Consider the following 26,867-nt stretch of genomic DNA (forward strand, 5'->3'; position numbering starts at 1 on the left):
AGTAGAGGAACCTGGTAGGAGAATCAAGACGAATCCCTGCTATTGAGCGGAACGAAAGTTGAGGAACTCGCCGCTGCGATGGTTTGCAGATTCTGCCGGGCGATTGTAACGACCCTTGCGATGGGGTAGGTTAAATCATGAAACGATGGCGCCGGCAGTGCATGCAGGCGCCTAGTCCAAAACAACTATCGAAACCCGATCGAACAAAAAAACGGAGAAGCAACCATGGCTTATACACTGCCTGAATTGCCGTACGCTTACGACGCGCTGGAACCGTCGATCGACGCCAAGACGATGGAAATCCATCATACGAAGCATCATCAGGCCTACATCACCAAGGTAAATGATGCGATCAAGGGGACTGCTCTCGAAAGCAAAACGATCGAAGAGCTGGTCTCTGATCTCGCGGCAGTGCCAGAAAACGTGCGCGGCGCTGTCCGTAACAACGGTGGTGGACATGCAAATCACTCGCTCTTTTGGACGATTATGAAGCCCAGCGGCGGCGGTACGCCGACCGGTGCGTTGGCTGCGGCGATCGACGCCGAACTTGGCGGCTTTGAGAAGTTTAAAGAAGCTTTCTCTAATGCTGCGGCGACTCGCTTTGGTTCTGGTTGGGCTTGGCTCAGCGTCGACGGCGGCAAGTTGTTGGTTGAGAGCACGCCCAATCAAGACACGCCGTTGATGGAAGGTCGGACCCCGATCCTCGGTCTCGACGTTTGGGAACACGCCTACTATCTGAACTATCAAAACCGTCGTCCGGATTACGTTTCGGCGTTTTTCAACGTCATTAACTGGGACGAAGTCTCGAAGCTATACGCGGCTGCAACCGCCTAAGTCGCAGCTTGGCTGAAGCAAAAGTGGATCAGGTATGGAGCCGCTCGCATCGCGCAGCGGCTCTTTTTTTTGCTAGCAGGAGATCGTCCGATTTTTCTGACCTTGACCCCGGCAGCGGCTCTCCATACTCTCCGTGCCAAGCCGGCGCAAAATGCGCGGTAAACTATTCCGATTAAACTGGTCGATTTGGCTAATGAGCCGCTCCTGGCAAGGACGACTTTTAAGTTTACATGGAGGTTGACCGCAGCTTTCGGTTGACGATCAAAACATATCACTCAGGGACGAGGCCGCAGACAAGCGCAGGGACGTGCTTTCTGGTGCGATGCCGCCTCACAAAGCCAAAGGCGCGTGAGCTATGCGAGTGCAAATCGAAAAATGGACGCTAAGTGCGGCGATGCTTGCCGCTGCCGTATTGCCGTCTGTGGGGTGTAAGAGCGGTATGGGATGGTGGGCCAGCAAAAAAGGCCCTGACGTTTCTAACGTCGCCACATCCCAGGCTCCTCCTTACTCTGCGACCGCTTCGTCGCCTTCGTCTTCTTCGACGCCGATGCCAAGTTCGTCCGCGATGGCTCGCAATTCCAATGGGACCGTTACTCCCAACTATGCCGCGACCGCCGGAGCCAGCAGTTCTCCGACGTATAGCGGCGCCTATCCCGGTATGAGTTCGGCGACAGCTCCGCAACAGGGGTTCTACCCTACCTCGCAGGGACAGCTCTCTCAGAGCCAAACTTCACCGGCACAGCCAAAATCGGGCTATCCCGGCAGCATGGCCGCTACGGGACAATCAAGCTATCCCCAAAGCATGAGCCAACCGGTTAGCAATCCGTACGCTTCGCAAGGCGCTGCGGCTTACACCGCTTCGGCCGCAGCTGCACCGGGCTACCCCGCGAGCAGCGGCTATTCGCAGCCGAGCACCACCACACCTGGCTCAACCATGCCGAGTAGCTATGGCCAGCCAAGCTCTGGCTATCCCAGCGCCAGCGGCGCGGTTCCGGCCAGCTATGCTCCCTCGACCGGTTCGCAACAGTATCCTTCCACCGGCAGCGGTTACCCCAGCACCGGCGGTTCGCAGTATCCGTCAACTGGCAGCGGCTATCCCAGCACCGGCGGCTCGCAGTATCCGTCGACCGGCAGCGGCTATCCCAGCACCGGCGGTTCGCAGACTCCATCAGCCGGCAGCAACTACCAAGGGGCTGGAGCATCCAGCTACAACAGCCCGGCCAGTTATCAAACCGCGGGTGCGTCTTCGACGGGAGCCTCTGCAAGTGGTTCGACTCCGCACTATCGTCCAGGCGGCACCAGCGACTACGCGACCAGCGGCTCGGCGCCTTCGAGCAGCTCGATGCCGTCCAGCTCCTATCCTTCGAGTACGACCAACTACCCAAGCACAGGCGGAGCAAACTATCCGTCGACCAGCAGCAGCCCCACCGTGGGGGGCTACGGTTCGGGTGGAGTCTCGACCGGCTCGCGTTACTCGGGCGGCTATTAATTGCCTGAGTCACAAATCGAAACATGCCAAAGACCTCGCCTGATGCGAGGTCTTTTTTTGCGCATTGTCTTCTCAGCGACGCACACTTCCAGGTTTCTGTCTGGCCCGCAATCGCAAGGGGCTCCTAGCGTTCTCTGGCATGCTTGGTATCGCAACGCAAGTTGCATAAGTCGAATTAGATGCGTTGCTGGGCGTCTTCGCGGGCAAAATTTGGAACTTTTGAGATGCTTTTTTCGGACATGGGGCCAGACGCAAGCTAGGCTTTCACGCCGCGTCGCTGGCTGCAGGGAGATACCATGCGCCAGGGCGAAGACTGTTTTTCAACAGTTCGTCTATCAGTCGTTGATCCCAAAGCTCAAAGAGAGAAATTATGTGTGATTCACAACCAACTTCGCGTCGTCAGTTTGTTCAACAGGTCGGTTTTGCCGTGGGCGCCGCCGGTCTAGGCGCTTATTCAACGCTGCGAGCCGCTGATCCTAGCGCCGCAGCCAAGCCAAGCGAGATCCTCGCCAAGTTGGTTGCTGGCAATGATCGATTTGCGACCGGCAAGACCAAGGTCACGCCGCGTACGCCTGCCGACTTTGCTCGGGACGTCGAAGGCCAAGCTCCGCCGGCCATCGTGCTCGCTTGTGCGGATTCGCGTGTTGCCCCTGAACTGGTCTTTGATCAGCCAATCGGCGGGCTCTTTGTCTTACGCGTGGCTGGAAACATTGTCGGCTCAGGCCCCATGCTGATGGGCAGTATCGAGTACGCCGTCGCCGTGCTGGGATCGAGACTAATCATGGTCATGGGACACAGCAAATGTGGTGCATGCGAAGCGGCGATTGAGCATATCGAAAACAATGACGCGCTGCCGGGTTCGATCGAAGGTTTGGTCGATTACCTGCGCCCCGTCGTGCGTGAAGTGAAAGCGAAAGGGAAGTCGGGAGATAAGCTAGTCAACGTCACCAAGGCCAACGCGATGCGAACTGCGAAGAGCCTCGAAGGGATGGGGCCGATTCTGCCGGAGCGTGTCCAATCGGGCGACCTAAAGATTGTTAGCTCGTATTACGAACTCTCCAATGGGCGCGTCGAACTGCTGGGCGCCTAGAGCGGGCTCCGCTCCATTTTGGAGCGGCATAAGAAACAACGCAGGCGCCAGCGGGTAGAGCTGGCGCCTGGTTAGAATCTAATGTGTTAGAGTATGCTTTGTGGGCTGCCGTGACCCTTTAGCGGGCGGCTGCACACGAGCCAAATTCTAGCATGCGACATTTGAGGCCGGTGCTAGCAAGTTGTTGCAAGGCGGCTTCGGCGTCAACTCGCGTGTTGTAGACGTCGTGACGATGCCAAAACATCTCTTTGGTATCGAAGTATTGAACACGAAAATGTCTCGGATCTCCCCCAGGCACGCTGACGGCGATCGTCGATTCTTGGCAATCCAGGCTCATGGTCATTTCGCTCCCTAATCCCCAGTCTCACTGCGATGTTATTTTCATCGAGTCAGAATGTAGTATCCATTTAGACAAAATGGGACAAGAGCGGTATTTCGTAGGTTCGCTGAATTACCAGCCAAGAACCATGTTCGACTCGATCGCTTTGCGCGCTTTGTCTAAATCGACCCCTGTCTCCGTCATATAAAGGCGGATAGCGTGGACTTTGTCCCCTTCCGCTTTCGAGAGACAGTCGCGAGCGACCAGGCAAGGGTCAAAGCGAGAATCGGTTAGCCCCAGAGCCGCTTTCGAGATGACCCAGCTGTTGCGGGGACGCTTGGTGAGTCGAATCACGTCGTCATTGGGGTAGTTCTCGGTAACGACGATCTTGGCCTGGGCTTCGTCTTCGGCCCAGGTAATCAGGATATGTGCGTTCGTCTCGATCTCGTACAGCGGCATAACTGTCTCCTTTCCTGCAAAGAGCGGGTCGCCTCGATAGAACTGTTGACGCTCAAAGCACCAACCGCAAGTAGGATGGCGCGCCGCGAGAAGAAGGACAAGCCGGGCACTTGCAATTGTACCTTAGAATCGTAGCGCTGATCTTACGTTTTGACCATCCGATCGGCAACGTAAATCAGGTCGGCTAGCGCATTAGCGCCTGTGTTTCATCGTAAAAGGGGACTTTGCCTCGATTTCAGCAGTTCCAGTAGAGACTATCCCATGGCCAGCGGCGGTGGTCAATGTTACGGTTGATGAAGCTTCCAAAACGCGAAATTAATGCCTCCAGACGAATCGTTCTCGGCCGTTGGCAAAAAGGATGAATCCCAGGTGAAATTTCGTTGGTCATTGCTCCGTTATGCGATCGTGCCGGTCGTCGTCTTGGCGATCGCTTCGCAGTTTTTGCAACCGATGGTGGTCGCGCAGTGGTATTGGGCCTCGGCGCTCGAGAAGCTAGAGGCCGGCGACAAGGACGCCGCGATCCGGCTAGGAGAGCAAGCGCTCGATTGGAGCGGTGAGTCGCCGGAGATGCATCTCCGGATGGCCGAGCTCCTCTATCGCACCGGGCAACAAGACAAAGCGGTCGCGCTGATTGAGAAAGCCGAATCGTTTTCGCAGGACGATCCAACCTCCCTCGAGATGGAAGCTTACCTCTTGTCTCGATTGGGATCGCATCAGCAAGCTTTAGCGCTGGCCGACAAGTTGGTCGAGAAAGCGAATGCCGGCGAGTATCATCTGCACCGCGCCCTCAACGGTCGGGCCTACGCTACGGCGTTGGCTTGGTCAGATAAAGCGGACTTGCCAAAAGAGTCGCTTGCTCGGGCGCTGGACGACATTAACCAAGCGATGAAGATCTACGGCGTCGAAGCGTCGTACTTGGATACGCGCGGCTATGTGAAACATTTTGCTGGCGACAACGCCGGAGCGCTGCAAGATCTCAACACGGCGATCGAGTTGTACTCAGCGGCGATCGCCAAGGTCGAAGAAACAGAAGATGTCTGGGGTACGATGAAGCAGATGCGGTTGCAGCAGATGCGTGGAGCCCTGGGCGTCCTCTACCATCACCGCGGCGAAACGCTCATCGCGCTCGATCGCCAAGCCGATGCCGAGCAAGATATTCAGCAGGCAATCAAGTTAGGCTACAGCCGACAACAGGGACATTGGTAATCACCAAATGCATCGTGGCCACAGTGCGGACCATTTGCCCAGCTCAATTTCGGGCACGTTTACGGACGCTTGCTGGGGTCCGTAGCGGACCCGACCGTCCGGGGCTTAGCTGTGCGTAGGACTTGGGATTGCAATGGATTCACCAGGCCCGTGCAGTTGCTCTAATTCGCGGACTTCGCAGAGCAGCGTTTCGGCTTCATCAAGCGATTCTGCTTCAGCGTTGGGATCAAGCTCTAGGCAGGGGAGAATGCGCGCCCCGTCGTGAAAGCAGTTGCAATTACGGCCGTTTGCTTTGGCCCGATAAAGGGCTGCATCGGCGCGAGCCAGCAACGTGCGCGCTTCGTCTTCTTTTCGGACTTGTGCTAGTCCGCCGCTGATCGTAACGCCGAGTTGGGCTTCGGCGCTGGTCCGGAGCCGTTCTGCGAAAATGCAGGCGCCGTAGACGTCGGTCGAAGGCATCAAGACAACAAACTCCTCGCCCCCGTAGCGAGTGACAATGTCGGTCTCGCGAACGCAGTTGTCGATTAGGTTTGACACTTCTACCAACACACGGTCGCCGTAGAGGTGCCCATGTTGGTCGTTGACTCGTTTGAAGTGGTCGACGTCAAAGATGCAGAGCGAGAAGGTGAAATCGTATCGTGATTTCATCCCGATCATATTTTCTAGAGAGTCATCCAACGCGCGACGATTGCTTAAGCCGGTGAGCGGATCGGTGCGAGACTCCGTGAAGGTCATTAGCAGATTCGCTTGCTGACGAATTTCGTCATAAGCATTGGCGATCTGTGAAGAGAGTCGCATGGTGGGGCTCAGCATTTGCTCCGCTTCTTCGCATAGATTTTGCCAAGCTTGCGTGTCCTGCGTATCGCCAAGTTCGTTGATGCGTTCTTTGAAATGGAGAATGCTGTTTTGGTGCGTCGCCAGATTGCGGCGTACGTCGCGAGAGATCTCTTCAAGTTGACGAATGACCGCTTGAGCGCGCTTTACCTCACGCCGCGCGCGGCTTTGTTCGGCAACCACTACGTTGGCATTGCGTTTACCTAAGAAGTATCCAATCGCAGCCACAAGTGCTAACGCGACGGGGACCGGGATTCCAAGCATCCAATTTTCCATTTCTCGAATTTCCTCTCGAGCTGCACTCTAAACGATGGGGAGTCGTCAGGAACTTTGTCTAAGCGTTGGTCCGATTTCCGACTCCGCGCATGCAGATAAATCCGAAAATCACGACGAAGATGAAGACGTAAGTCCAGTCGTTCGAGTCCATTTGACCGACGAACTGTTCTACGTTTTTGAACGAGGTATGAAGGTATTCACGCATTTCGGAATTGCCGGCAAAATTTACGGAGCCGCTTTGTTTTCAAGGGAACTCTACTTCACAAATCGAGGGATGCCTAAAATCCAGCCGCTGGTTGGGGATTTGCCGCCGTCTTGGGCCGATTGTAACGATGCTGCCGGTTAGGTAGCGCGAGACCGATCCGGCGGGCGCAAAAACAAAGACCGCTTTCACGGGGAAAGCGGTCTGAGAGCAAAGTCTGCACAGCGCGGGGAGTCCGCAGACTAGCAGCGGAACTGACCCACCATTTTCTGAATCTTGTCTGCGACGCGCGACAGTTCGAGACTGACATTGCGAGTCTGGGCCGAGTCGTCCGCGGCGTCATCGGCCGACTTCTTCACGCCGATAATGTTGCGGCTGACTTCGGTGCTGGCCTGCGTCGATTGTTCGAGACTGACCGTCACGCCGCGAACGTTGGTCGCTGCATCAGACAAGTTACGAGAAATCTCTTTTGTTGCGATGCTTTGTTCTTCGACCGCTGCGGCGATCGAGCGGGAAACGCAATCGACGTTTTGGATGACGCCCAACACGCGGCCAATCGACTCGACCGCATTTTGCGACGAATCTTGAATTCGCGAGATACGTTGGCGGATGTCTTCGGTGGCTGACGCGGTTTGGCGAGCGAGGTCTTTGACTTCGGTCGCGACCACGGCGAATCCCTTGCCTGCGTCCCCAGCGCGAGCCGCTTCGATCGTCGCGTTGAGGGCCAGCAAGTTGGTCTGCTCGGCGATCTCCTGAATCACTTCGGTCACTTTACCAATTTCGACGGCGGCCTGACCGAGCGCCGAAACTGTCTTATTGCTCGCTTCGACTAGTTGCGAAGCTTCGCGTGACGTGTTGGTGGCGTTTTCAGCGTTGCGAGCAATTTCGACAATGCTGGAAGTCATCTCTTCGACCGCGGCGGCGACCGATTCGATGGTGCGATTCATCTGACTGGTGGTGGTCGAAATCGTTTCCATATTCACCGACATCTCTTCGGCGGCGGCCGCGACGCTGGTCGATTGACGTTGCGTGTTCTCGGCGCCTTCGGTCATGCGTCCCGAGGTGGTTTGCAGCATCAGAGACGAACTGGAAAGCGTTTGCGTGTCTCCCATCAGTTCACGCACGATTTCTTGAATCTTGCTGACAAACAGATTGAACGATCCAGCCAAGCGGCCTAGTTCGTCATGCTTGTTTTCTGGCAAACGCTGCGTCAGATCGCCGTCACCTTTCGCGATTTCGTCCAGCATTTTGGTGGTCGCGATCAGCGGATTGAGGATCGAGCGCGCCATGAGCCAGCCGAAGATCAGCATCCCCACGATTGCCAGACCACCGATTGTGCAAAGCATCCAGATGTTTTGGGCCGCTTCGGCACGAATCTCCACCGCGGTCGCCAAGACGTTGTCGCGAGCTTCATTCGCCTGGGCTCGCTTGAGGGCGATTCGCTCTTGTTTCGCTTCTAGTTTGGCGCGTGTCCGAGCCAGCGACGCTTCCTGAGCTTCGGTGACGGCATCGAGTCGGCCTCGGAAATCGCTGAATGATTCTAGCCCGTAACCATAGTCGCTGGCCTCACGGACTTCGCTGAGTTTGGTTTTGTCAGTGGCCTCAGCGAAAATCTTGCGAGACGCTTCTGACCAGAGCTTGAATTTTTCCATGAGCCCGTCGTAGACCAGGCGGACTTCCGGATCATTCATCCCTTCGGCGGCCAAGCGGAGTCGCTTGTCAGCTTGCCCGATGTTTTCTTCTTGGGTGGCTTGGGCGGTTGCAAATTGGGCTTCGTCCAAGGAGGCCAAGGCCAGTTTTTCGGCAATGATCGCTTGATGGACGTCGCGATCGGCTTGCAGCATCAGTTCGATGCTTTCCTGCATTTGGCGCAGTTCGGGCAGGTCTTTGTTGATGACCGGCAGCATTTCATTTTCGATCAGCGGAGCAATCTCGTGATCGATCAAATGGACAAACTTTTCATCGACGACACGATCCAGTTGCCCCAGGAGGTAGCTAGAAGTACGCCAGCCGAGGCCGGCGATAAACGCCAGCGCTAAGCAGCTAAGAGTTACTTGTACGATGATTTTCCGCTTGATGCTCATGGATCTATTTCCCGGTCTCATCTTTTGAAACTGTGTTTGGAGTCGCAGATCAGGTGGGGTTGCGACTCAGAAACATAGGTTGATGCAAACGAGTGCATGACAGCAGTTCAGCACTATGCGGAACACCGTTAGACCGTGCACGCCGATTACGCCGGTTAAGCATAGGCATTTCCGTCGATAGGGGGATAATCAGACAATCCGAGTTCGTGATCTGGTATTTTTTGCGTACGCGGAATGTCTCCCCTGGCATGCGAATCGAGAGAACCTGCTGGGGCTGAACTTGTCGGCCGGCCCCACCTTCGAAGCTTCGCCCACTTGGAGCGTGCGAAAATAACAAACCCACGAAGCGCCAGTCGCCAAGTCTAGAGCGACTAAAAACGTGAGTGTCTGGAAACAAAGTTGCCGCGGATTGCTGGACGCGCCGCTTCCCCACACAAAGATCGCCAACACGATCAGGATGACCCCCGGTGCGAATCAACGTGGCGAAGTCCAAGTTCACCCATTTAATCCAATCTTGGCGAAGATGGAGGCAAGGCGGCGAACCCGGCCGAGAGGCTTGCCCAAGCGAACCAGTTGTTGGCGATGTACATATCTTGATTGGGTGGTTCGTGGGAGGATGGATCGGCAATCGCTGCCATGACTTTTGCCTTCCATTCTACTTATACTAGCGATGTCCCCCCTCATCCTCCCACCATTTGCCGCGCGGAGATTTCAATGCACCGTCGTTCGACACTCAAGTTATTAGCGGCCGGTTTGCCGTTGACCCTGACTGCCCGAAGTTTTGGCGCGGATCCGAGCGGGCCGTTTTTTAGCAGCGGGATCAAAGTGGGCGAAGTGACTTCAGACTCGGCGATTGTGTGGACTCGGACTTCGGCCGTGGATCAGTGTGACCCTAAGTTTGCCTTGCCAGGCGTGGCGGCCGAAGTGCGCGTGCGCTATTGGGTGGCCGGTAAGACAGCGACAGAGAAAACGACGGACTGGCGCGAGACGACGCCAGACCATGATTTTGCCGTGCAATTTACACTCAGCAATTTGACGCCAGGCGTTCGCTATCGCTATGCGGTCGAAGCAAAGCACGATACCGGCAACAGCGAAGCGCTAGGAACGTTCGAGACCGCGCCCAACGATACGACCGTTGTGCCGATTCGCTTTGTTGTCACCTCGTGTCACAAGTATGCAACAATCGACGCTCCCGGCTTGGGGCAACGCATGTATCGCGATCTGTTGCTGCTGAAGCCGAAATTTTTTGTCCATACCGGCGACATCGTTTATTACGACAATGATACCAAGCCGCTAGCGACCAACGTTGATCTGGCGCGGCTCCATTGGCATCGCATGGACAACTTGCCATATCACCGGCAGTTCTATCCCCAGATCGCTAGTTATTTCATGAAAGACGATCACGACATCCTGAAGGATGACGCGTGGCCGGGACAAAAGTATGGCGATCTGACATTTGAGCAAGGGTTGGCGGTTTTTGATGAACAAAACCCGCTGGGCGATTCTCCCTATCGCACGGTTCGCTGGGGAAAAGACTTGCAAGTCTGGATCATGGAAGGTCGCGACTACCGCAGTCCGAATCGAATGGCCGATGGTCCCAACAAATCGATCTGGGGAGAGGCTCAGTGGAAGTGGCTTCGCGAGACGGTCGCCGCGTCAGACGCGAGCTTCAAGATTTTGATTAGCCCGACGCCGATCATCGGGCCTGATCGTCCGAAAGGAAAAAACGACAATCACTCGAACGCGGTCTGGCAATCCGAGGGAGATCGCGTGCGAAAGTTTCTCGCCGACGAAGATATGTACATCATTTGTGGTGATCGGCACTGGCAGTACTACTCTGTCGACGCCGCTACCGGGCTGCATGAGTTTTGCAGCGGTCCCAGCACCGACAAACATGCTGGCGGCTGGAGCCAAGAGAATTTTCGTCCAGAGCATCGCTTTTTGCGTGTTGCTGGTGGATTTTTGAGCGTGGACGTTGAGCAGGTCGACGGAAAGCCGCAACTGACCTTCCGACATCGTGACGTAGATGGGACAGTTGTCCATGAAGAACGCTTTGATGGAAGCGGAGAGTCGTAGGTTGGACGGCTTCCACCTGTGTTGGGGATCTGAACCTGAAGTCTCGGCAAGCTGTCTCCCTCAGCGTTCCCCGGCATCCAAATGCCAACGAGCCTCTCCGATGCACCCTTGATGCGAAGTTTTTGTTATGGCGACCGATCGTAACGGCCCAGCAGTGGCCGAAGAAGTCTCACCCGAAATACCTCACTCAACAATCGCTGCCGATGCGAAAGTTAGTCGTCCGCAGTTGGTGATCGCCGTTCTCGGGGCGCTCAGCGTTTCACACCTGCTGAATGACGTGATGCAGTCGCTGTTGCCTGCGGTTTATCCGCTGTTAAAAGAAAACTATTCGCTGTCGTTCTTTCAGGTGGGATTGATCACGTTTACGTTTCAGGTGACCGCATCGCTGCTGCAACCGCTGGTCGGCATGGTGACTGATCGCCGGCCTTGGCCTTTCTCGTTGGCGGTCGGGATGTGCTTTACGCTGGTCGGCTTAAACATGCTGGCGATGGCCGGCAGCTTCGAATCCATTTTGATCGCCGCCGCAATGGTGGGGATCGGTTCATCGGTCTTTCATCCCGAAGCGTCACGCGTTGCGCGGCTCGCCTCGGGCGGGCGTTATGGTTTTGCGCAATCGCTGTTTCAAGTCGGCGGCAACGCAGGCTCGGCCATCGGTCCGTTGTTGGCGGCGTTTGTGGTGGCCCCGTGGGGACAGCCGAGCATTGCGTGGTTCTCGATTGGCGCCATCGCAGCGCTGATTATTTTGGGCTACGTCGGGCGTTGGTATCAACGTCATCTGAACGATTTGAAAGCCAATCCACGGAAGCTTGGGCTGGAGCAAACATCCACGCTGACGCCTGGTCGCGTGTATGGTGCGGTCGGCGTGTTGTTGCTGCTGGTCTTCTCCAAATACATTTACTTGGTCAGTCTGAGCAGCTACTACACGTTTTATTTGATTGACAAGTTTGATGTGCCGGTGCAAGCGGCGCAGTTGTATCTGTTTGTCTTTTTGGGCGCCGTAGCGGTTGGAACATTGGGCGGGGGACCGGTGGGTGATCGGCTCGGGTTTAAGACAGTGATTTGGTTTTCGATCTTGGGAGTGTTGCCTTTCACGTTGATTTTGCCGTACGCCAATTTGTTTTGGACGGCGGTTTTGACGGTGCCGATCGGTTTGATTTTGGCATCGGCCTTTTCGGCGATCATTGTTTATGCCCAAGAGCTGATGCCGAGCAAAGTGGGCATGATTGCGGGGATGTTCTTTGGGTTCGCCTTTGGCATCGCCGGCATCGGCGCGGCGGCCTTGGGTTGGCTGGCCGATCAAACAAGCATCGAATACGTCTACCATGTCTGCTCGTTCCTGCCGCTGGTCGGACTGCTGACAGCGCTTTTGCCCAATCTAGAGCCGCAAAGCTAAGCGGCGCGGCTTCCCCACACTGCCTGGCAGGCTGCGAATTGCAGTCTCAGCCCTGAAACTGCGGAGAATCCGAGGGTGTTGTGTTGAACTAGACTTTTTTTCAATTAGGTGTTGCAACATATAGTGGTTCGACGTATAAATGGGGCATGGCAAACGCACCCCACAACAAGGAACAAGGACTCGCTGCTGACATCGGCAAGCGAACTCCATTTACCAGCTTGAAACAAGAAGCCTTTTTAAATCTGGTTCGCACGCATGAGCAGTTGGCTGGCCAGTTTGCTCGGCTGTTGAAACAGCATGGCCTGTCTGATCCGCAGTACAACGCATTACGCATCTTGCGGGGCGAAGGGAAGCCGATGCAGACCTACCAAATTGCCGAGCGGATGATCACCTCGCAAACCGATATCTCGCGGTTGGTCGATCGCCTAGAAGCAAATCACTTTGTCGAGCGTGAGCGGAGCGTCGATGACCGGCGCGTCGTCTGGGTTACGCTGACAAGCCAAGGAAAGGCCGTTTTGAAGAAACTGGACCAACCGGTCGCGGACCTGCATGAATCCCAGTTTGCAGATCTCAGCGACCTTCAATTGAGATCACTCTCGAAGCTGCTGTATGCGGCTCGAAAGCTGAACGCGTAACCTTTTTCCCGTTTTTTTGGATAGATATATGTTGCAACAGATATCTGTCCCGCTTCCCCCTTCACGAGGCGCCGCCTCACGCTCAAGGAGAAACCAATCATGGCGAACATTCTTGCGAACACCGATGACGGCCTGTTAACGGCTGAAAATAGCGTGGTTGTCTTTATTGATCATCAACCGCAAATGTCTTTTGGCGTCGCCAGCGGCATTGATCGCCAACTATTGTTGAACAATGTTCTGCTGTTGGCCAAAGGCGCCAAAGAGTTTAACGTGCCGGTCATTTTGACCACGGTTGAGACCGACTCGTTTAGCGGTGAGATGTGGCCGCAACTGCTCGATCTCTTTCCGGCTCAATCGCCGATCGAACGAACCGGGATGAATTCGTGGGATACGCTGGAGTTTCGTAAAGCGATCGAAGCGACCGGTAAAAAGAACATTATCCTGTCAGGCCTATGGACCGAGGTCTGCATTACTTGGCCAACCCTCAACATGTTGGCCGCAGGCTACAACATCTACGTAGTGGAAGATGCTTGTGCCGGAACGTCGCCGGCCGCGCATGACGCTGCCTTGTCGCGAATGGTGCAAGCCGGGGCGGTGCGGATGACGACGGTCGCGACGGTACTCGAGTTCCAACGTGATTGGGCCAACCGTGATCACTACAACGCGGTGATGGATCTCTTCCGCGAGCATGGTGGAGCGTACGGCATGGGGATCGAGTACGCCTATACGATGGTTCACAAAGCTCCACCGGCTCGCAAGGTTCAGTCCTAGTCGTCATCCGCAAAAAATGCACGACGATCGGTCAACGGGCCGATCGTCCGCAGAGAGGTACGATCGATGGTCGGCGTTCACATTGCGATCACTCGGCAAGTCAAACCGGGAAAAGAAGCTGAATTTGAAGCGGCGCTGCGCGACTTTGCCCGGCGATCCTTGCATCATCAGGGAACGACCGGCGTTCATCTGTTGGGACCGGTCACCGGAGGCCCAAACGGCGAATATGGCATTCTGCGTTCGTTTGAAAGTGAAGCAGCCAGTCAAGCTTTTTACGCTTCTGAGATGTTCGCCGACTGGGAGCGTCAATCGGCGCCGCTAGTGGTGGGCGAGCCGATCTTGCGGCGTTTGAACGGAATGGAAGCCTTTTTTCGCAGCGACCTGCGTGCTGCACCGCCGCGCTGGAAAATGGCGCTGCTGACTTGGCTAGGCGTTTTTCCGACCGTGCTGCTGTGGTCAACGCTGTTGCCTCCACAGATTGCTTCTCTACATCCGGTGGCGATCACTGCCATTGTCAACGTATTTGTGGTCATCACGCTGGCCTGGGCTGCGATGCCGCTGCTGACGCGGTTGTTCGCTTCGTGGCTGCATCCTTCTGCTACACAATCCTAAGAAAGTCGACCGATGGAACCTGAGCTGATTCTTTACAATGGCCAGATCACGACGCAGGTCGCCGGCCAGTCCGAAGTTGCCGCAGTGGCGATTACCGGCGGAGTGGTTGCCGCCCTCGGCGCCAACGACGAGATTTTGGCGTTGGCCGGCGACCAGACGCAAAAGGTGGATCTGCATCATCGCCGGGTGATTCCCGGATTGAACGATTCGCATTTGCATGTGATCCGCGCGGGGCTTTTTTATAACCTAGAGCTCCGCTGGGATGGCGTGCCGAGCGTTGCGCAAGCGCTGGAGCAACTTCGCATCCAGGCCGAGAACACTCCGCCGCCGCAATGGGTCCGCGTGATCGGCGGTTGGAATGAGTTTCAGTTTGCCGAAGGGCGCATGCCGACGCTGGATGAAATCAACAAAGCGGCGCCTGACACGCCGGTCTTTGTGCTGCACTTGTACGACTCGGCCCTTTTAAACAAAGCGGCGCTGCGCGTGCTTGGCTTTGGCAAGCAGACTCCCAATCCGCCTGGGGGATTGATTGCGCGGGATGGCCAAGGGAACCCGACCGGCTTGCTGATCGCCGAACCTAGCGCGTTAATTCTTTACTCGACGATCGCCAACGCACCAAAATTGTCATGGGAAGATCAACTCAATTCGACCCGTCATTACATGCGCGAGCTGAATCGGTTTGGGGTGACCAGCGTTTCTGATGCCGGCGGCGGCGGACAGAATTATCCAGACGACTATGCTGTGGTGAAGCATCTCGATGAAGCCGGGCAACTGACGCTGCGCATCGCTTATAGTCTGTTCGCCCAAACGCCGGGCGAAGAGCTCGCCGACTACACGCGCTGGATCGGGATGACCAAGCCGGGCGCTGGCAGCGATCTGTTGCGTGTTAACGGCGGTGGCGAAAACCTGGTCTGGAGCGCCGCCGACTTTGAAAACTTTCTGCAGCCACGTCCAGATCTGCGCCCTGTAATGGAGCATGATTTGGAAGCGGTTGTTAGCAAGTTGGCCGCCGCCCAGTGGCCATGGCGGATTCATGCAACCTATGACGAATCGATCGGGCGGTTTCTTGATATCTTCGAGCGAGTCCATCGCGAAACGCCGATCGACAAATTGCGCTGGTTTATCGATCATGCCGAGACTGTTTCAGAGCGAAATCTTGAGCGGATCGCCGCGCTAGGGGGTGGGATCGCAACGCAACATCGGATGGCCTATCAAGGAGAGTATTACATCCGCCGCTACGGCGCCGAGTCGGTCAAACGCAAGCCGCCGCTCCGCAAAATGTTGCAAATGGGGTTGCCGGTGGGCGCCGGAACCGACGGCACGCGCGTCGCCAGCTATCATCCGTGGACATGTCTCTGGTGGATGGTGACCTCCAAGACGGTAGGCGGTACGGTGATGCATGACCCCGGTGATCGACTCAGCCGCGAAGAAGCGTTGCGGCTTTACACGCATGGCAGCGCGTGGTTCAGCAACGAAGACCACAAAAAAGGGACGCTAGCCGTTGGCAGCTTCGCCGATTTGGCAGCCTTGAGCGACGATTATTTTGCCGTCGAAGAAGATGAGATCCGCAGAATTGAAAGCGTGTTGACTGTTGTCGGGGGCAAAGTCGTGTACGGGACCGAAGAGTTTGCGTCGCTTGCTCCGCCGCTGCCGAAGGTCAGCCCTGACTGGTCGCCGGTGGGACGTTTTGGCGGCTACGACAATTCGCAACCGCTTCCCCCTCAGCACAAACATATCCCGATCATGGCGGCAGACGGTCGAGTCTGGGAAACCAGTTGCGGCTGCGGACTTTAATGGAACAATTCCAATCTATTGAAATTCAGAATAGGAAAATTACATGGCGAAATTACTGCATATCGAATCGTCTCCTCGCAAAGCTCGTTCGGCGTCCATCGCCGTGGCGAAAGAATTTTTAACTCGGTATCAAGCGGCCAATCCGGCCGACGAAGTGGAGACCTGGGATTTGTGGTCGACTGTGTTGCCAGAATTTGATGGAGATACGATCGATGCAAAATACCAGATCCTGAATGGGAAAGAGCACTCGCCAGAGCAAGCCGCTGCTTGGAATGCAGTGACCGACGTCTTCGATCGCTTCAACTCGGCCGACAAATATGTGTTGAGTCTCCCGATGTGGAACTTTGGCATTCCGTATAAGCTGAAGCATCTGATCGATGTGATTACGCAGCCGGGCTTGGCCTTTAACTATTCTCCAGAGACCGGGTACACGGGCTTGGTGACCGGCAAGCCGATTACGGTAATTTATGCTCGCGGCGGCGAATATACTTCGAGCGAAGCGATGAAGGCGCTTGATTTTCAAAAATCGTACGTCGAATTTTTGCTCGGCTTCATCGGTTTTACGGAAGTGACAAGTATCCTCGTTCAACCGATGCTGGCGCCGCCAGAAGTGGCTGGCGCGGCGAAAGACGAAGCGAAAAAGCAGGCGGCGGAAATCGCCGCCAGCTTCTAAAACGACGCACACAAAAACGACGGATCGCTGCACGATCTGCTGAAAAACCGTAAGACGCTTTACCGCGTCTTACGGTTTTTGTCGTTATGGGCCAGGTAAATCCATCCCAGTACTGCGATCTGGAATGGGTGGTTATGCGACATTCGCTGGCAATCAAAAAAACGAGCGACTGACGCTCAGCTTGGTCTCAGAACTTGCCATCCAGAGTTGAATCGCGGCCAAGCTAGACCGAAATTTGAACGGTTCACGCATTCTGCGAATCGGCACGCAATTTGCCATCTACATGTCAGCAGAATTTCAATTTCAATAACCACCCACGAAAGCAATAGCCATGAGAGTTTTCACCATTGCTGCGTGCCTCGCATTGGGGATCGGCGGAGGTTGCGACGTACAAGATCGCTCCTCCAACGAAGCTCCTGTCGAACAAAACGAGGAGGCGCATGTCGACCACGACGACCACATGAACGCCGAACGTGACAACACGGCGGTGAACGAGAGAGATCAGAGTGACGCAGCCAAGACTCCGATCAATCAAAACGAAAATCAGAAGGATATCGACATCACGGCTGAGATTCGGTCGCAAGTTGTTGATACCGAGATGTCGGTCAATGCTCACAACATCAAGATCATCACTCAGGCAGGCAAGGTTACTTTGCGTGGTCCAGTGAAATCGGCCGAAGAGAAGACAAAGCTTGCCGAAATAGCCGCCAAAGTGGCGGGCGCTGAAAACGTTGTGAACGAACTAGAAGTCGAGTAAGTCGTTTTTCAAATCGAACATTCTCACAGGATGATAATCATGTCTAAGGCGGTATTTTGCACAGTCAAAACAGTGGAGCAAGCCTCGCAAATTGTCGAACGACTGAAGCTTTCCGGCTTCAGTAACAACGACATTTCATTGCTCTATCCCGACGCTACCGGACCAAATGAACTGGGCGTCGACAACCAAACCAAAGCGCCGGAAGGCGCAACAGCCGGTGCGGGAACCGGAGCGATTGTCGGAGGAGGATTGGGTTGGCTCGCCGGTATCGGCGCTTTGGCGATCCCCGGCGTGGGCCCGCTGATTGCCGCCGGACCAATCATGGCCGCATTGGCCGGCGTAGCCGTCGGTGGTGCGATCGGTGGAGTGACCGGCGGGCTGATCGGGATGGGAATTCCGGAGTTTGAAGCGAAACTTTACGAACGGAAAGTCAAAGAAGGACACGCGTTGATCTCGGTTCATTCTGAAGACTCAAACGAAACCAAGCGCGCGAAGCAGATCTTCGAAGAAGCAGGCGCCGAAGATATCTCGATGGCCAGCGAACCGTCGAGACGGAGCTAGCGAGGTCAAGACGGAGGCCGTCACCGAAGTTATGGACAAGCGCAAGGCGTCTTCGTACGCCTTGCGTTTTATGTTAGGCGTACCTGGGATAGGCAACTCTTCGCCACCGGGTTCAAGCAGCCCTCGTAACTTGCGTACTTTGCGCCGTACGGCTTGCGCAATGCTGGATATAACTTTTTGATAAGGACAAATACTCATGTACCACCATGTCAAAAAATTGATGTACACCGTCGATGTAGGGACCCCGGATCCGCGGTTTGGACGAATGTTATTGGAGCAATTCGGCGGCGCCAACGGCGAACTTGCCGCAGCCCTCCAGTACTCCATCCAGGGACTGAATTGCGAGGATCCGAAACGCAAAGACTTGCTGCTAGATATCGGCACAGAGGAACTCAGTCATCTAGAGGTGATCGGTAGCCTCGCGAGGATGCACCTGAAGCCGCTCAAAGATGGCGGTCGAGACGAAGCGGAAGCGGATCCCTTGATCGCAGTGGTCGGTGGTGGGGGAGTGTCACTGAACAACTCTCAGGGAAATCCCTGGACTGCTGACTACTTGAAAGTCACTGGTCAAATGGAAGTCGACCTGCGAAATAATATGGCGGCCGAAGCCCGCGCCAAAATCACCTATGAACGCCTGATCGGCTACTGCGATGATCCCGGCACGAAAGATGCGCTGAAATTTCTCATGACTCGCGAGATTGCGCATATGAAAGCGTTCGGCATCGCTCTGGAAAGTATGAACAAAGGGCCGCTTGAGATTGGCTCAATGCCAGTCGAAGACGAATACGTGAACAAGTTCTTTAACGATTCGACCGGTGAAGGGGAGATGGGAGAAGACTTTGACGCCCCGTGGAATAGCGGTAAAGAGTGGGAGCGGATCGACAATCCCGCCTTTGAGATGTTCCAGTCCAGTTCAAAGTCGACCTCTGGCGCCAAAAAGAAAGCGAAGAAAAAGGTAAAGAAGAAATCGCGCTAATTAATATTCTCCTCGCCGGCATTAAAGTTAGCTGAGGTGGCCCAGACTTGACGGGCGCGGTTTCCCTTAAGAAGCACGCGAGGATTCGAAGCGTGTGGGTGAAAGATAGTCTATTGATGAATGTCGGCGAATGTTGTTGTAGTAATTGATGTATTCCGCGATTTCTCGGTGAGCTTCTTCCAAGGACTCGTAGCTTGTCAGTTCCAGTTCGGTCTTGATCGTTCCAAAGCATGATTCCATGAATGCGTTGTCGTAGCAATCGCCAGCGCGTCTCATGCTTTGCCTCATTTCTGCTCGGGTCAATAGCTTTCGGTATTCGATCGCGGCGTACTGGCCGCCACGATCGGTGTGGTGAATTAAGCCTGGCGGCGGCTGACGAGCGCGGATCGCTTTTCGGAATGCATCAATCACCAGCGAAGCTTCCATGTTCATCGCCAACGACCAGCCGACGATTTTTCGAGAGAACAGGTCCATCAGGATCGCCAGGTAGGCGAACCGCGACGGCAAGGCGATGTACGTTATGTCGCCGACCCAAACCTGATTGATGTCGTCAAGCTGAAAGCTTTCCAGCAGCAGGTTCGGACTGTAACCCAAAGTATGTTTGCTGTTCGTCGTGCGCGGCTGAAACGACTTCGGCTGGATCGCGGTCAGGCTCAATTGGTCCAGGATTTTCCGGACTTTTTGGCGACTACACGGGACGCCTTGCTCGATCAGTTCACGTGAGATTCGCCTTGCGCCGTAACGCCGCTTGTGCTGATAAAAAACGTCTTGAACCAACGGCCGGAGCCGCTCATCCTGTTGCTGATAAACGTTCAGCATGCCTTGCTTCCAGTCGTAGTACGCGCTGCGGGAAACCTGCAGCACGTCGCAAAGTTCGGTCGTGGGAAATACGTCTTGCGACAGCACCGAGATCACCTGATAAACTTCGGCTACTCTTGTTGGCTTAAAATGCCCAATGCTTTTTTTAAGATGTCGCGTTCCCGCTCGGTTCGACGCAGCTTGTCGCGGAGCTCTTTGACTTCCTGGTCCAGCGTCTCGGCGACCTGGCCTCCTTCGGCGACGAACTCCGCTTTCCAGCGGTAGAGCAAATTGGGATTTCCGACGCCCAGGTTGTCGGAAACGGACTTGGCCGTGTAGCCGTCGAGCATCATCTGCACGGCTTGAAGCTTAAAGTCTCGATCAAATTCACGCCGCGCTGCTCGTGGCTGCTTGCGTTTCCCCTTGGCCATCTTGGCTCTCCTAAGTTGCCGCTTCTCAGCCTACAATCTTAGAGGAAACCGCGCCCGTCAAGTCTGGGCCACCTCAAGCGACCTGCAAAAGCTGAAAGCCGCATGACGGGATGAACCGTCTGCGGTTTTCTTTTTTCCCAAGTGACAAGATCGTGCAATAAACGACGAACAGAGCAGGGGAGCGGCTATAATCGCTGCGTCCTTACAATTCGCAGGATTGCCGGGGGAGAGACACAGTGCGCTACGTTATGCAGCAGAAGCTTTGGGCGTGGGGAGACGAACTGCACATCTATGATGAGCAACATCAGCCCGTTTATTGGATCAAAGGGGAAGTCTTCTCTTGGGGGCACAAGCTCTCGTTCCAAGACCTGCAAGGAAACGAGCTGGCCTTTATCAAACAAAAACTAATGACTTGGATGCCGCAGTACCAAATGTATCGCGACGGCCAATTGTTTGCCGAATTGACCCAAACTTTTACCTGGTTCAACAAGCAGTTTACGTTAGATGTGCCGGGCCCCAACGACTATGAGATCGAGGGTAATTTTTGGGATCACCAATACCGCTTCACTCGCCATGGACGCACAGTCGCCAACGTCAACAAAGCGTATTGGACCTGGACCGATACCTATGGGATCGAGACCGAAGCTGGCGAGGATGATATCTCTATCCTCTGCGCTGCGATTGTGATCGACAAAATTTTGGACGACGAGCAAAATCGCAGCTAATCGTCCCCGGCAGGCATCGGCTTGGCGCAATTGATCATCCACGGCGTGCCAAAGCGATCAACCACCATGCCAAACCGCTGCGCCCAAAAAGTCTCTTGCAGCGGCATCTCGATCTTGCCCCCTTCAGAAAGTCCCGCGAAAATTCGTTCCGCTTCCGACGGTTCGTCGATATTCAGCGAGACCTTAGAGCCTTGCGGCTTTTCATATTGTTCCGGTGGGCAATCTGACGCCATCAGCAGCGTATCGCCGATCAGTAGGCAAGCATGCATGATTTTATCTTGCCAGTCTTCCGGCAGCTCTTCACTGCCGGGCGAGCCAGCATGAGCAAACATCGCTTCAATTTTGGCGCCAAGGAGCTTCTCGTAAAACTCACAAGCAGTTTGACAATCGCCGCGAAAAAAGAGATAGGGACTGACTTTCATCGGAGTAAAGCTCCTGAGAGAGTAAAGTGGCGAAGCTGGCTTAAGTATTTAATAATAAGCTTTAGCTTCAGGGAAGCACTGAAGGACTGATTTTGCGAAGGAGATGCAATTTCATCTCAGGTGAGACATGGACCGATCGGATTCTCCTCAGCAAACGCTATCACCAGGCAACTTGCCTAGGTTATTTGGGCGTCGTTTTGCAAAGCATTCCTTTGCAGGCGAATGCTGATTTCGGCCAGGAACGACTTCCGTTCAATCGGTTTCGTCAGATAGGCGTCGCAGCCAGCGTCCAGGCACTTGTTGATGTCGTCCCGCATCGCATGCGCGGTAAGTGCGATAATCGGGCCGGTGTAGCCTGCGTTGCGAAGTTCGGCGGCGGCGGTGTAGCCGTCCATGACCGGCATTTGCATGTCCATCAAAATGACATCGAACGGTTCGTTCTTTCGCCATGCGGCCAGCGCGGCGTCAAGCCCAAGTTTACCGTTCTCTTCGATGGAGACGTTGGCGCCGGCCTTCGTTAAGATGAAGCTGATTAGTTTCCGGTTGTCGGGGCCATCCTCGATCAAGAGGATCCGTCCTCGTAGTTGCGTTTGAACCTCGGAGACCGGCGAGGTGATGGTCGTTGGTTGAATCCCTCGCGAGGATTGCATGCTGACGCCTGTCAGATCTCCGGTCGCGACGCGCAATGTGAAGACGCTACCTTTTCCTGGTTGACTCTTCACTTGGACATCGCCTCCCAAAAGTTCGGCGATTTGCTTGGTGATCGTCAGGCCTAGACCCGTTCCCCCAAACTTGCGTGTCATTGACGTATCCGCCTGACGAAACGGTTGGAATATATGTTCGAGTTGTTCCGGCGCCATGCCAATTCCCGAGTCAATCACCTGGAAGATCATTTGCTGGTGGGCGAAGTCGCACTCGGCCATCAGTTTCACGGTCCCGTGCTTGGTGAACTTGATTGCATTTCCCACGAGATTCAGCAAGGCCTGCTTCAAACGGGTTGAATCGCAGAGGATCGTGTGAGGAATTGGTTCCTTCCACTCGATCAGCAGCCGATTTTCCTGCGAGATCGCTCGCTCGATAAGCAATTCGTACACATCGCGGACGATTTCCTGCGGATCCATTTTCCGAATCTCGATATCAAACTTGCCTGCTTCGACTTTAGAGAGGTCAAGAATGTCGTTGATCAATTCGAGCAAATGGTTTCCATTGCGTTGAATGGTGCCGATCGATTTCCGTTTCTCTTCTTCCGACACTTCCGTTTCTAACAGCAGATCGCTAAACCCGACGATCGCTGTCATCGGAGTCCGTATCTCGTGGCTCATATTGGCGAGAAATTCACTTTTGGTTTTGCTGGCGAGTTTCGCCTCTTCATGCGCTAACATCAGTTCTGCGTTGACCGCTTTCAAGCGACTTTCGGCGGCGCACTTCTCGGTGATGTCGCTTTCGATCATCATGAATCCGGTCAGCACGCCGTTCTTATCCGTCAGCGGCGCAATTTCGGAAACAACCACATATTCTCGCCCATCTTTCCTGTAGTTGACAATTTCGGCATAAGTGGAAGCCCGAAGTTGGACAGCTTTTGCTAAGCGTGCGATCGCATCCTGATTGCTATTCGGTCCATAGAGCAGTTTGCTGGGCGTTTTTCCGACGGCTTCTGCTAGTTTATATCCGCTGAGCCGCGTGAAGCCATCATTGACCCAGACGATCTTGCCTTCGACGTCAGTGATGATTACACCGTTACTGGTGCGTCGAATAATCTTGGCCAAGCGTTCCGCTTCTTCCGCCGCAAGTGTCGCGAGGTGTTCGCTGTTGCGAAACTCTCGCGTCATCTCTTCGGCTAAGGCGTTAGCGCGCGTCTGGCTGAGGCCCATCGACCAAACGATTCCAGCAAGTAACAGGCTGAGCGTCGTTCCACCGAGTGCGAAGACAGTGGGTGTGACGCGATCGATCTTTGCATTAAATGCGTCGGTAGTACTCGTTGTGATCGTCCAGACCCGGCCTCCGACCATAATCGGCATGCTGTTGAAGAACTGACGATCCGCGTACGCCGATTGATTTATTTCGAGACTGCGGAAACTTTTGAGATGATCATCGTGATCATACAGCTGGGTACGTTGCGATTGTTCGCCGCCGTCGAAGATCTCAAAGTCGAGTCCATCGTCCAGTAGTCCCCCCAGGTTTTCGAGGCTTCGTTCCAAAATGATCGGTGCGTAGAGGGCGCCTAGCGAGTTGGCCATACGCTCCTCAGGCGTCTTTGGATTGGATCCATTTTTATAGATCGGCACATAGTAGAGAAAACCGGCTCTCGGCCGATTATCTTGCAGCAAATGGATCATGCCGGTGATTGTCGGCTCCCCTGAGCGGATCGCTTTTTCGATCGCGGTCCGCCGGACTTTTTCAGATCCCGTGTCGTATCCCCAGGCCGAACGATTGGCCTCCAGCGGATAAATATGCTGGATGATGTAAGCCTGAGGCGCGTCTCCGAGCAAATGAACGTCAAAATCGGGCGCATTATCGGCTCGTTCTGCAGCAATGAACGCATCGATGTCAGACCGGTTCACGCGACGAATCATACCAAAGCCAATTGCACCCGGGAATTCGTTCGGCAAATCGCGAGATTCAACATACGCTTTGAATTCATCGCGACTAACAAACTGACTGCCGGTATACATTCCGCGGGCCCCTTTGAGCCCGTAGACGCAAATGTTGGCGCGTCGCTGAATCACTTGCGTCAGTAATTCGCTACGGCGGAGAAACTGGACGTAGTGTTCTTCGAGAATATGCTGCTGCGAGTCGTGAACCAAAAAGATCGTCACTAATAGACCCATCAGCAACGTCACGCAGACCAAAGCGATCAATGATTTTGCCAGCTGGATCTCTTTTTTTAGCGTTAGATAGGACTGGAGGTTGTTAACATTTCGCAACCCACGTTGCGTCAGGAGGTTGCTGGTCGCAATTGCAGTCAGGAATATCGCGGTATGGATCGCCGTCGTGCAGTAAATATCGTAATGGCGTAATCCGGTAGCGCGGGTGAGAAAAAGTAGTATCCCGCCGACGCCGATCAAGCCGCCCAACACCGTCGCGACGGTACCCACCCACTTCAGCCCATCACGCCACATGTAGAGGCCGAGGCCGAGTAGCGTGATCCCCATTGCCGATGCTTGAGACATCTGTCCCGGCAGATTGCCCGCTTTGAGCGAAGCGAGATCATCGCAAAGCAGCGTGTTGATCCCCAGGTCAATCGCAGCCAGATCTTGAACCAAGCAGGCGACTCCCAGTCCGATTGTTAGTAATGCGAACAGCTGGGGTAGGATCGGAAATTTGCTATCGGGAGGCGTGACAATCGTACGCAACAGACCGGTCACAGAGAGCAGTATTAAACCGATGGACGTATTCACCTTCATCGTGGGGAGGCCATCGATGATGGAGCGCATCGAGGTCCACCCCGTCAGCCAAGAGAGCAGCACCAGGAGCGTCGCGCAGAGACTCAAGCTAAGAAGTATCCGAGCAGCAACGATCAACCACGCTGCGTCAATTGTTGACGAGGTGCGCGACTCGATTGGATGAGTGATGGCTTGTTGCATTTCGGTTCCTGCCGATGCCGAAATTTGCCGTTCTATCTGCGGCAAGTCTGGCTGCTTGCCTAAGAGCGTCTCCGCGGTGGAGTCTGATTTATCGCCCTCAATAGCATAGATTGCGGGCTATATTACGCCGGAACCTAGCGACCTAATCACCGCAACTTCAAGTCTGACCGCGGCGGTCAAGCGTTAGAAATCGGACAACCGGAATATCGCTCCCCCTTCAAGAACGGGGCTAAAGGACTTTGCGCTGACGATCCTTCGATTATGGTGACCAGGCTGGGACAACGATCCCTCTAGAATTCTCGCCCAGCGCCGGTCAAATATCTCGGCGACCGCTTGGCTTGGTCAAAGTCAGCTTGATTTTGAAATGGCCAAATTGAGAAGTCTCCGCTCGCGTAAAACTCCTGAAGCTGGGACGTCCGGCTTTGATAGGTCGCCAACCAATAGAAGGTGGGAAGCAGCGCCAACAAGCCAAACCCCCAGAGCGTCAACGCAGGCGGACCCACGCAGATCGCGGCGAAAATTAAAACCAAACCCAGCAACAAATTCCAACCAGGGCCCCACGGTGAAAAGTAAGGAGCAATGCCTAGAATATTTGGAGGCCACTGATAGTTAAGATTGGACTGCAGGAAGAGGATCGCACGACTGGCAATCCGCCGCTCGGCAGGAGTGACGGCGTATCGTCCCTTCAGTTTGTAAGCCAGCAGTAGATCGCTGTTGAAAAGTTCCCACCCGAATGCTGCGATCTCGCTGACGGCAAGGTCCTCGCAGTCGAACCATTTCTGGTCGTACTCTTCGTCAAAATCATCGTTCGTCATTCGCCCGGTGACAAGTCGCCGTAGGGCCAACGCCAGTTCGTCTCGCTCTTCGCGTGATAGGTCCATCCCCGTCGCCGCAATGCTAGAGAGAATCCAAAAACCGCAGTTGAATTTAGAGGCTCAACCAGCGCGGCGGCAATTGAAATCTGTGCGCTCTGTTCCTAAAATCGAACCCCGCCGCCGATGTTGCTAAAGAAGTTGGGGGACTGCTGGTTTAAGCCCCAGCCGACGCGGACGCCGACTTCTAGATTGGGCGTGACCAAGTAATGAATGCCGGGGCTAAAGAAATGCTGCACGCTCTCGGCCGCGCGGCCGTCCGTGAAAATGCCAAAGTATTCAGCGTGCGTTTTCCAACGCTCTCCGAGGGGAATCTTCAGCACCGTCGACGGCGCCCACGCGTTGAAATGATCTTCCTCCAAACTGCTCGTGCTATAGTGCAAGGCCGAATCCCATTCCCAACCCAACGGCAACCTCCAACCGCCGACATAAGTCGCGGTGAAGTCGCTGTCATTCGCCTCGCCGCTGGTCGGAGTGAAGCCTTGCAAGATCAGTGAGCTGCGCGGAGTCCAGCCACATTGCTCGGTTAGCAAAAATTTGCCGCCATACAGCATGCGGCTCTCGCGTTCGATCTGCCCTTCATCGCCGAAATCAGCCGGCACATTGCCCGAGGCAGGATTGCCGGCGCCGCCGACTTCGTAATTCCAGCCGACCCGCAGTTCGATCGTATCGCTGACCCCAATGCGAGCAAGCAATTCAGGAAAGCTATGCGTTTCGGCAACGCGACGGTTTTCAATAAACGTGTAAGCCGATTCAATCACCGTATGGTGATATCCAACCACGCTAGTCGCCGGGGTAAACGAGTCACGGTCGGTCTCAATCTCGTCTTCTTCGCCTGATTCGGCGGTCTGCGTAAAAGCACGCTCAGCAATGCTAGGCAGCGGAATCTGCGCAGCAGTGATCGCTGGAGCCCCTGCGACGCCGAGAACAAAGAGCAGCAGTAAGGTCCGCGTCATCATCCTGTCCGCATCCGTAAGTTTGGCGGCGAATTGCC

25 protein-coding genes are annotated in these 26,867 nt (G+C 54.9%); 15 read left to right on the forward strand and 10 right to left on the reverse strand.

Annotation, left to right across the window (positions count from 1 at the left end; translation table 11 throughout):
• The first annotated feature begins 225 nt into the window (after positions 1–225).
• From SH421x_RS04495 to SH421x_RS04505, 3 genes are all read left to right on the forward strand, one after another.
• Positions 226–834 (forward strand): superoxide dismutase, encoded by a 609-nt coding sequence (locus tag SH421x_RS04495; RefSeq protein ID WP_488854201.1) that lies wholly within the window; start codon positions 226–228, stop codon positions 832–834.
• A 355-nt stretch (positions 835–1,189) separates the two neighbouring features.
• Positions 1,190–2,323, forward strand: a complete 1,134-nt coding sequence (locus SH421x_RS04500; protein ID WP_488854202.1) for a hypothetical protein — start codon at positions 1,190–1,192, stop codon at positions 2,321–2,323.
• Positions 2,324–2,693: 370 nt separating this feature from the next.
• Complete coding sequence (locus SH421x_RS04505; RefSeq protein ID WP_488854203.1) at positions 2,694–3,413, forward strand: carbonic anhydrase; 720 nt, start codon at positions 2,694–2,696, stop codon at positions 3,411–3,413.
• A 118-nt stretch (positions 3,414–3,531) separates the two neighbouring features.
• Here SH421x_RS04505 and SH421x_RS04510 read toward each other — a convergent pair whose 3' ends face one another.
• A complete protein-coding gene (locus SH421x_RS04510) occupies positions 3,532–3,750 on the reverse strand; it encodes a hypothetical protein (RefSeq protein WP_488854204.1) in 219 nt (72 codons plus the stop codon).
• Between the two features lie 114 nt (positions 3,751–3,864).
• Positions 3,865–4,191: a DUF6793 family protein gene (locus SH421x_RS04515; protein WP_488854205.1), complete on the reverse strand. Its 327-nt coding sequence runs from the start codon at positions 4,189–4,191 to the stop codon at positions 3,865–3,867.
• A 369-nt stretch (positions 4,192–4,560) separates the two neighbouring features.
• On the opposite strand from SH421x_RS04515, the gene SH421x_RS04520 reads away from it, so the two are divergent.
• On the forward strand, positions 4,561–5,397 hold the full coding sequence (locus SH421x_RS04520; RefSeq protein WP_488854206.1) for a tetratricopeptide repeat protein: 837 nt from the start codon (positions 4,561–4,563) through the stop codon (positions 5,395–5,397).
• A gap of 105 nt (positions 5,398–5,502) precedes the next feature.
• On the opposite strand, the gene SH421x_RS04525 is transcribed toward SH421x_RS04520, so the two are convergent.
• Both SH421x_RS04525 and SH421x_RS04530 read right to left on the reverse strand, forming a co-directional pair.
• Positions 5,503–6,507 (reverse strand): GGDEF domain-containing protein, encoded by a 1,005-nt coding sequence (locus tag SH421x_RS04525; protein WP_488854207.1) that lies wholly within the window; start codon positions 6,505–6,507, stop codon positions 5,503–5,505.
• A gap of 444 nt (positions 6,508–6,951) precedes the next feature.
• The gene (locus SH421x_RS04530) at positions 6,952–8,793 is read right to left on the reverse strand and encodes a methyl-accepting chemotaxis protein (RefSeq protein ID WP_488854208.1); all 1,842 of its coding nucleotides are present in this window, start codon (positions 8,791–8,793) and stop codon (positions 6,952–6,954) included.
• 714 nt (positions 8,794–9,507) lie between these two features.
• Here SH421x_RS04530 and SH421x_RS04535 point away from each other — a divergent pair.
• The 10 genes from SH421x_RS04535 (at position 9,508) to SH421x_RS04580 (ending at position 19,041) form a co-directional block, all read left to right on the forward strand.
• A complete protein-coding gene (locus SH421x_RS04535; protein ID WP_488854209.1) occupies positions 9,508–10,869 on the forward strand; it encodes an alkaline phosphatase D family protein in 1,362 nt (453 codons plus the stop codon).
• A 127-nt stretch (positions 10,870–10,996) separates the two neighbouring features.
• Entirely contained in the window at positions 10,997–12,262 is a 1,266-nt protein-coding gene (locus SH421x_RS04540) for an MFS transporter (RefSeq protein ID WP_488854210.1), read from the forward strand.
• Positions 12,263–12,408: 146 nt separating this feature from the next.
• Positions 12,409–12,897 (forward strand): MarR family winged helix-turn-helix transcriptional regulator, encoded by a 489-nt coding sequence (locus SH421x_RS04545; protein WP_488854211.1) that lies wholly within the window; start codon positions 12,409–12,411, stop codon positions 12,895–12,897.
• A 99-nt stretch (positions 12,898–12,996) separates the two neighbouring features.
• Positions 12,997–13,668 (forward strand): hydrolase, encoded by a 672-nt coding sequence (locus tag SH421x_RS04550; protein ID WP_488854212.1) that lies wholly within the window; start codon positions 12,997–12,999, stop codon positions 13,666–13,668.
• A gap of 66 nt (positions 13,669–13,734) precedes the next feature.
• A complete protein-coding gene (locus tag SH421x_RS04555) occupies positions 13,735–14,280 on the forward strand; it encodes an antibiotic biosynthesis monooxygenase (protein ID WP_488854213.1) in 546 nt (181 codons plus the stop codon).
• Positions 14,281–14,292: 12 nt separating this feature from the next.
• The gene (locus tag SH421x_RS04560) at positions 14,293–16,074 is read left to right on the forward strand and encodes an amidohydrolase (protein WP_488854214.1); all 1,782 of its coding nucleotides are present in this window, start codon (positions 14,293–14,295) and stop codon (positions 16,072–16,074) included.
• Positions 16,075–16,117: 43 nt separating this feature from the next.
• On the forward strand, positions 16,118–16,747 hold the full coding sequence (locus SH421x_RS04565; RefSeq protein WP_488854215.1) for an FMN-dependent NADH-azoreductase: 630 nt from the start codon (positions 16,118–16,120) through the stop codon (positions 16,745–16,747).
• A gap of 331 nt (positions 16,748–17,078) precedes the next feature.
• The gene (locus tag SH421x_RS04570; protein ID WP_488854216.1) at positions 17,079–17,504 is read left to right on the forward strand and encodes a BON domain-containing protein; all 426 of its coding nucleotides are present in this window, start codon (positions 17,079–17,081) and stop codon (positions 17,502–17,504) included.
• A gap of 39 nt (positions 17,505–17,543) precedes the next feature.
• Positions 17,544–18,065: a hypothetical protein gene (locus SH421x_RS04575; protein WP_488854217.1), complete on the forward strand. Its 522-nt coding sequence runs from the start codon at positions 17,544–17,546 to the stop codon at positions 18,063–18,065.
• Between the two features lie 196 nt (positions 18,066–18,261).
• Positions 18,262–19,041 carry a manganese catalase family protein gene (locus SH421x_RS04580; RefSeq protein WP_488854218.1) on the forward strand — a complete coding sequence of 260 codons (780 nt, stop codon included), beginning with the start codon at positions 18,262–18,264 and terminating at the stop codon, positions 19,039–19,041.
• Positions 19,042–19,107: 66 nt separating this feature from the next.
• Here the strand turns inward: SH421x_RS04580 and SH421x_RS04585 are convergent, their stop codons facing one another.
• A complete protein-coding gene (locus SH421x_RS04585; protein WP_488856410.1) occupies positions 19,108–19,998 on the reverse strand; it encodes an IS3 family transposase in 891 nt (296 codons plus the stop codon).
• Positions 19,971–20,270, reverse strand: a complete 300-nt coding sequence (locus tag SH421x_RS04590; protein WP_488854219.1) for a transposase — start codon at positions 20,268–20,270, stop codon at positions 19,971–19,973. Before SH421x_RS04590 ends, SH421x_RS04585 begins: the two co-directional genes overlap by 28 nt.
• 236 nt (positions 20,271–20,506) lie before the next feature.
• Here SH421x_RS04590 and SH421x_RS04595 point away from each other — a divergent pair, with 236 nt between their 5' ends.
• On the forward strand, positions 20,507–20,995 hold the full coding sequence (locus tag SH421x_RS04595) for an LURP-one-related/scramblase family protein (RefSeq protein ID WP_488854220.1): 489 nt from the start codon (positions 20,507–20,509) through the stop codon (positions 20,993–20,995).
• On the opposite strand, the gene SH421x_RS04600 is transcribed toward SH421x_RS04595, so the two are convergent.
• From SH421x_RS04600 to SH421x_RS04615, 4 genes are all read right to left on the reverse strand, one after another.
• Entirely contained in the window at positions 20,992–21,417 is a 426-nt protein-coding gene (locus tag SH421x_RS04600; RefSeq protein WP_488854221.1) for a VOC family protein, read from the reverse strand. The genes SH421x_RS04595 and SH421x_RS04600 overlap by 4 nt on opposite strands.
• A 176-nt stretch (positions 21,418–21,593) precedes the next feature.
• Entirely contained in the window at positions 21,594–24,851 is a 3,258-nt protein-coding gene (locus tag SH421x_RS04605; RefSeq protein ID WP_488854222.1) for a CHASE domain-containing protein, read from the reverse strand.
• Between the two features lie 440 nt (positions 24,852–25,291).
• A complete protein-coding gene (locus SH421x_RS04610; RefSeq protein WP_488854223.1) occupies positions 25,292–25,882 on the reverse strand; it encodes a hypothetical protein in 591 nt (196 codons plus the stop codon).
• A gap of 95 nt (positions 25,883–25,977) precedes the next feature.
• Positions 25,978–26,832: a transporter gene (locus tag SH421x_RS04615; RefSeq protein ID WP_488854224.1), complete on the reverse strand. Its 855-nt coding sequence runs from the start codon at positions 26,830–26,832 to the stop codon at positions 25,978–25,980.
• Positions 26,833–26,867: the final 35 nt, after the last annotated feature.

This window comes from Blastopirellula sp. SH421 (genome assembly GCF_057808535.1).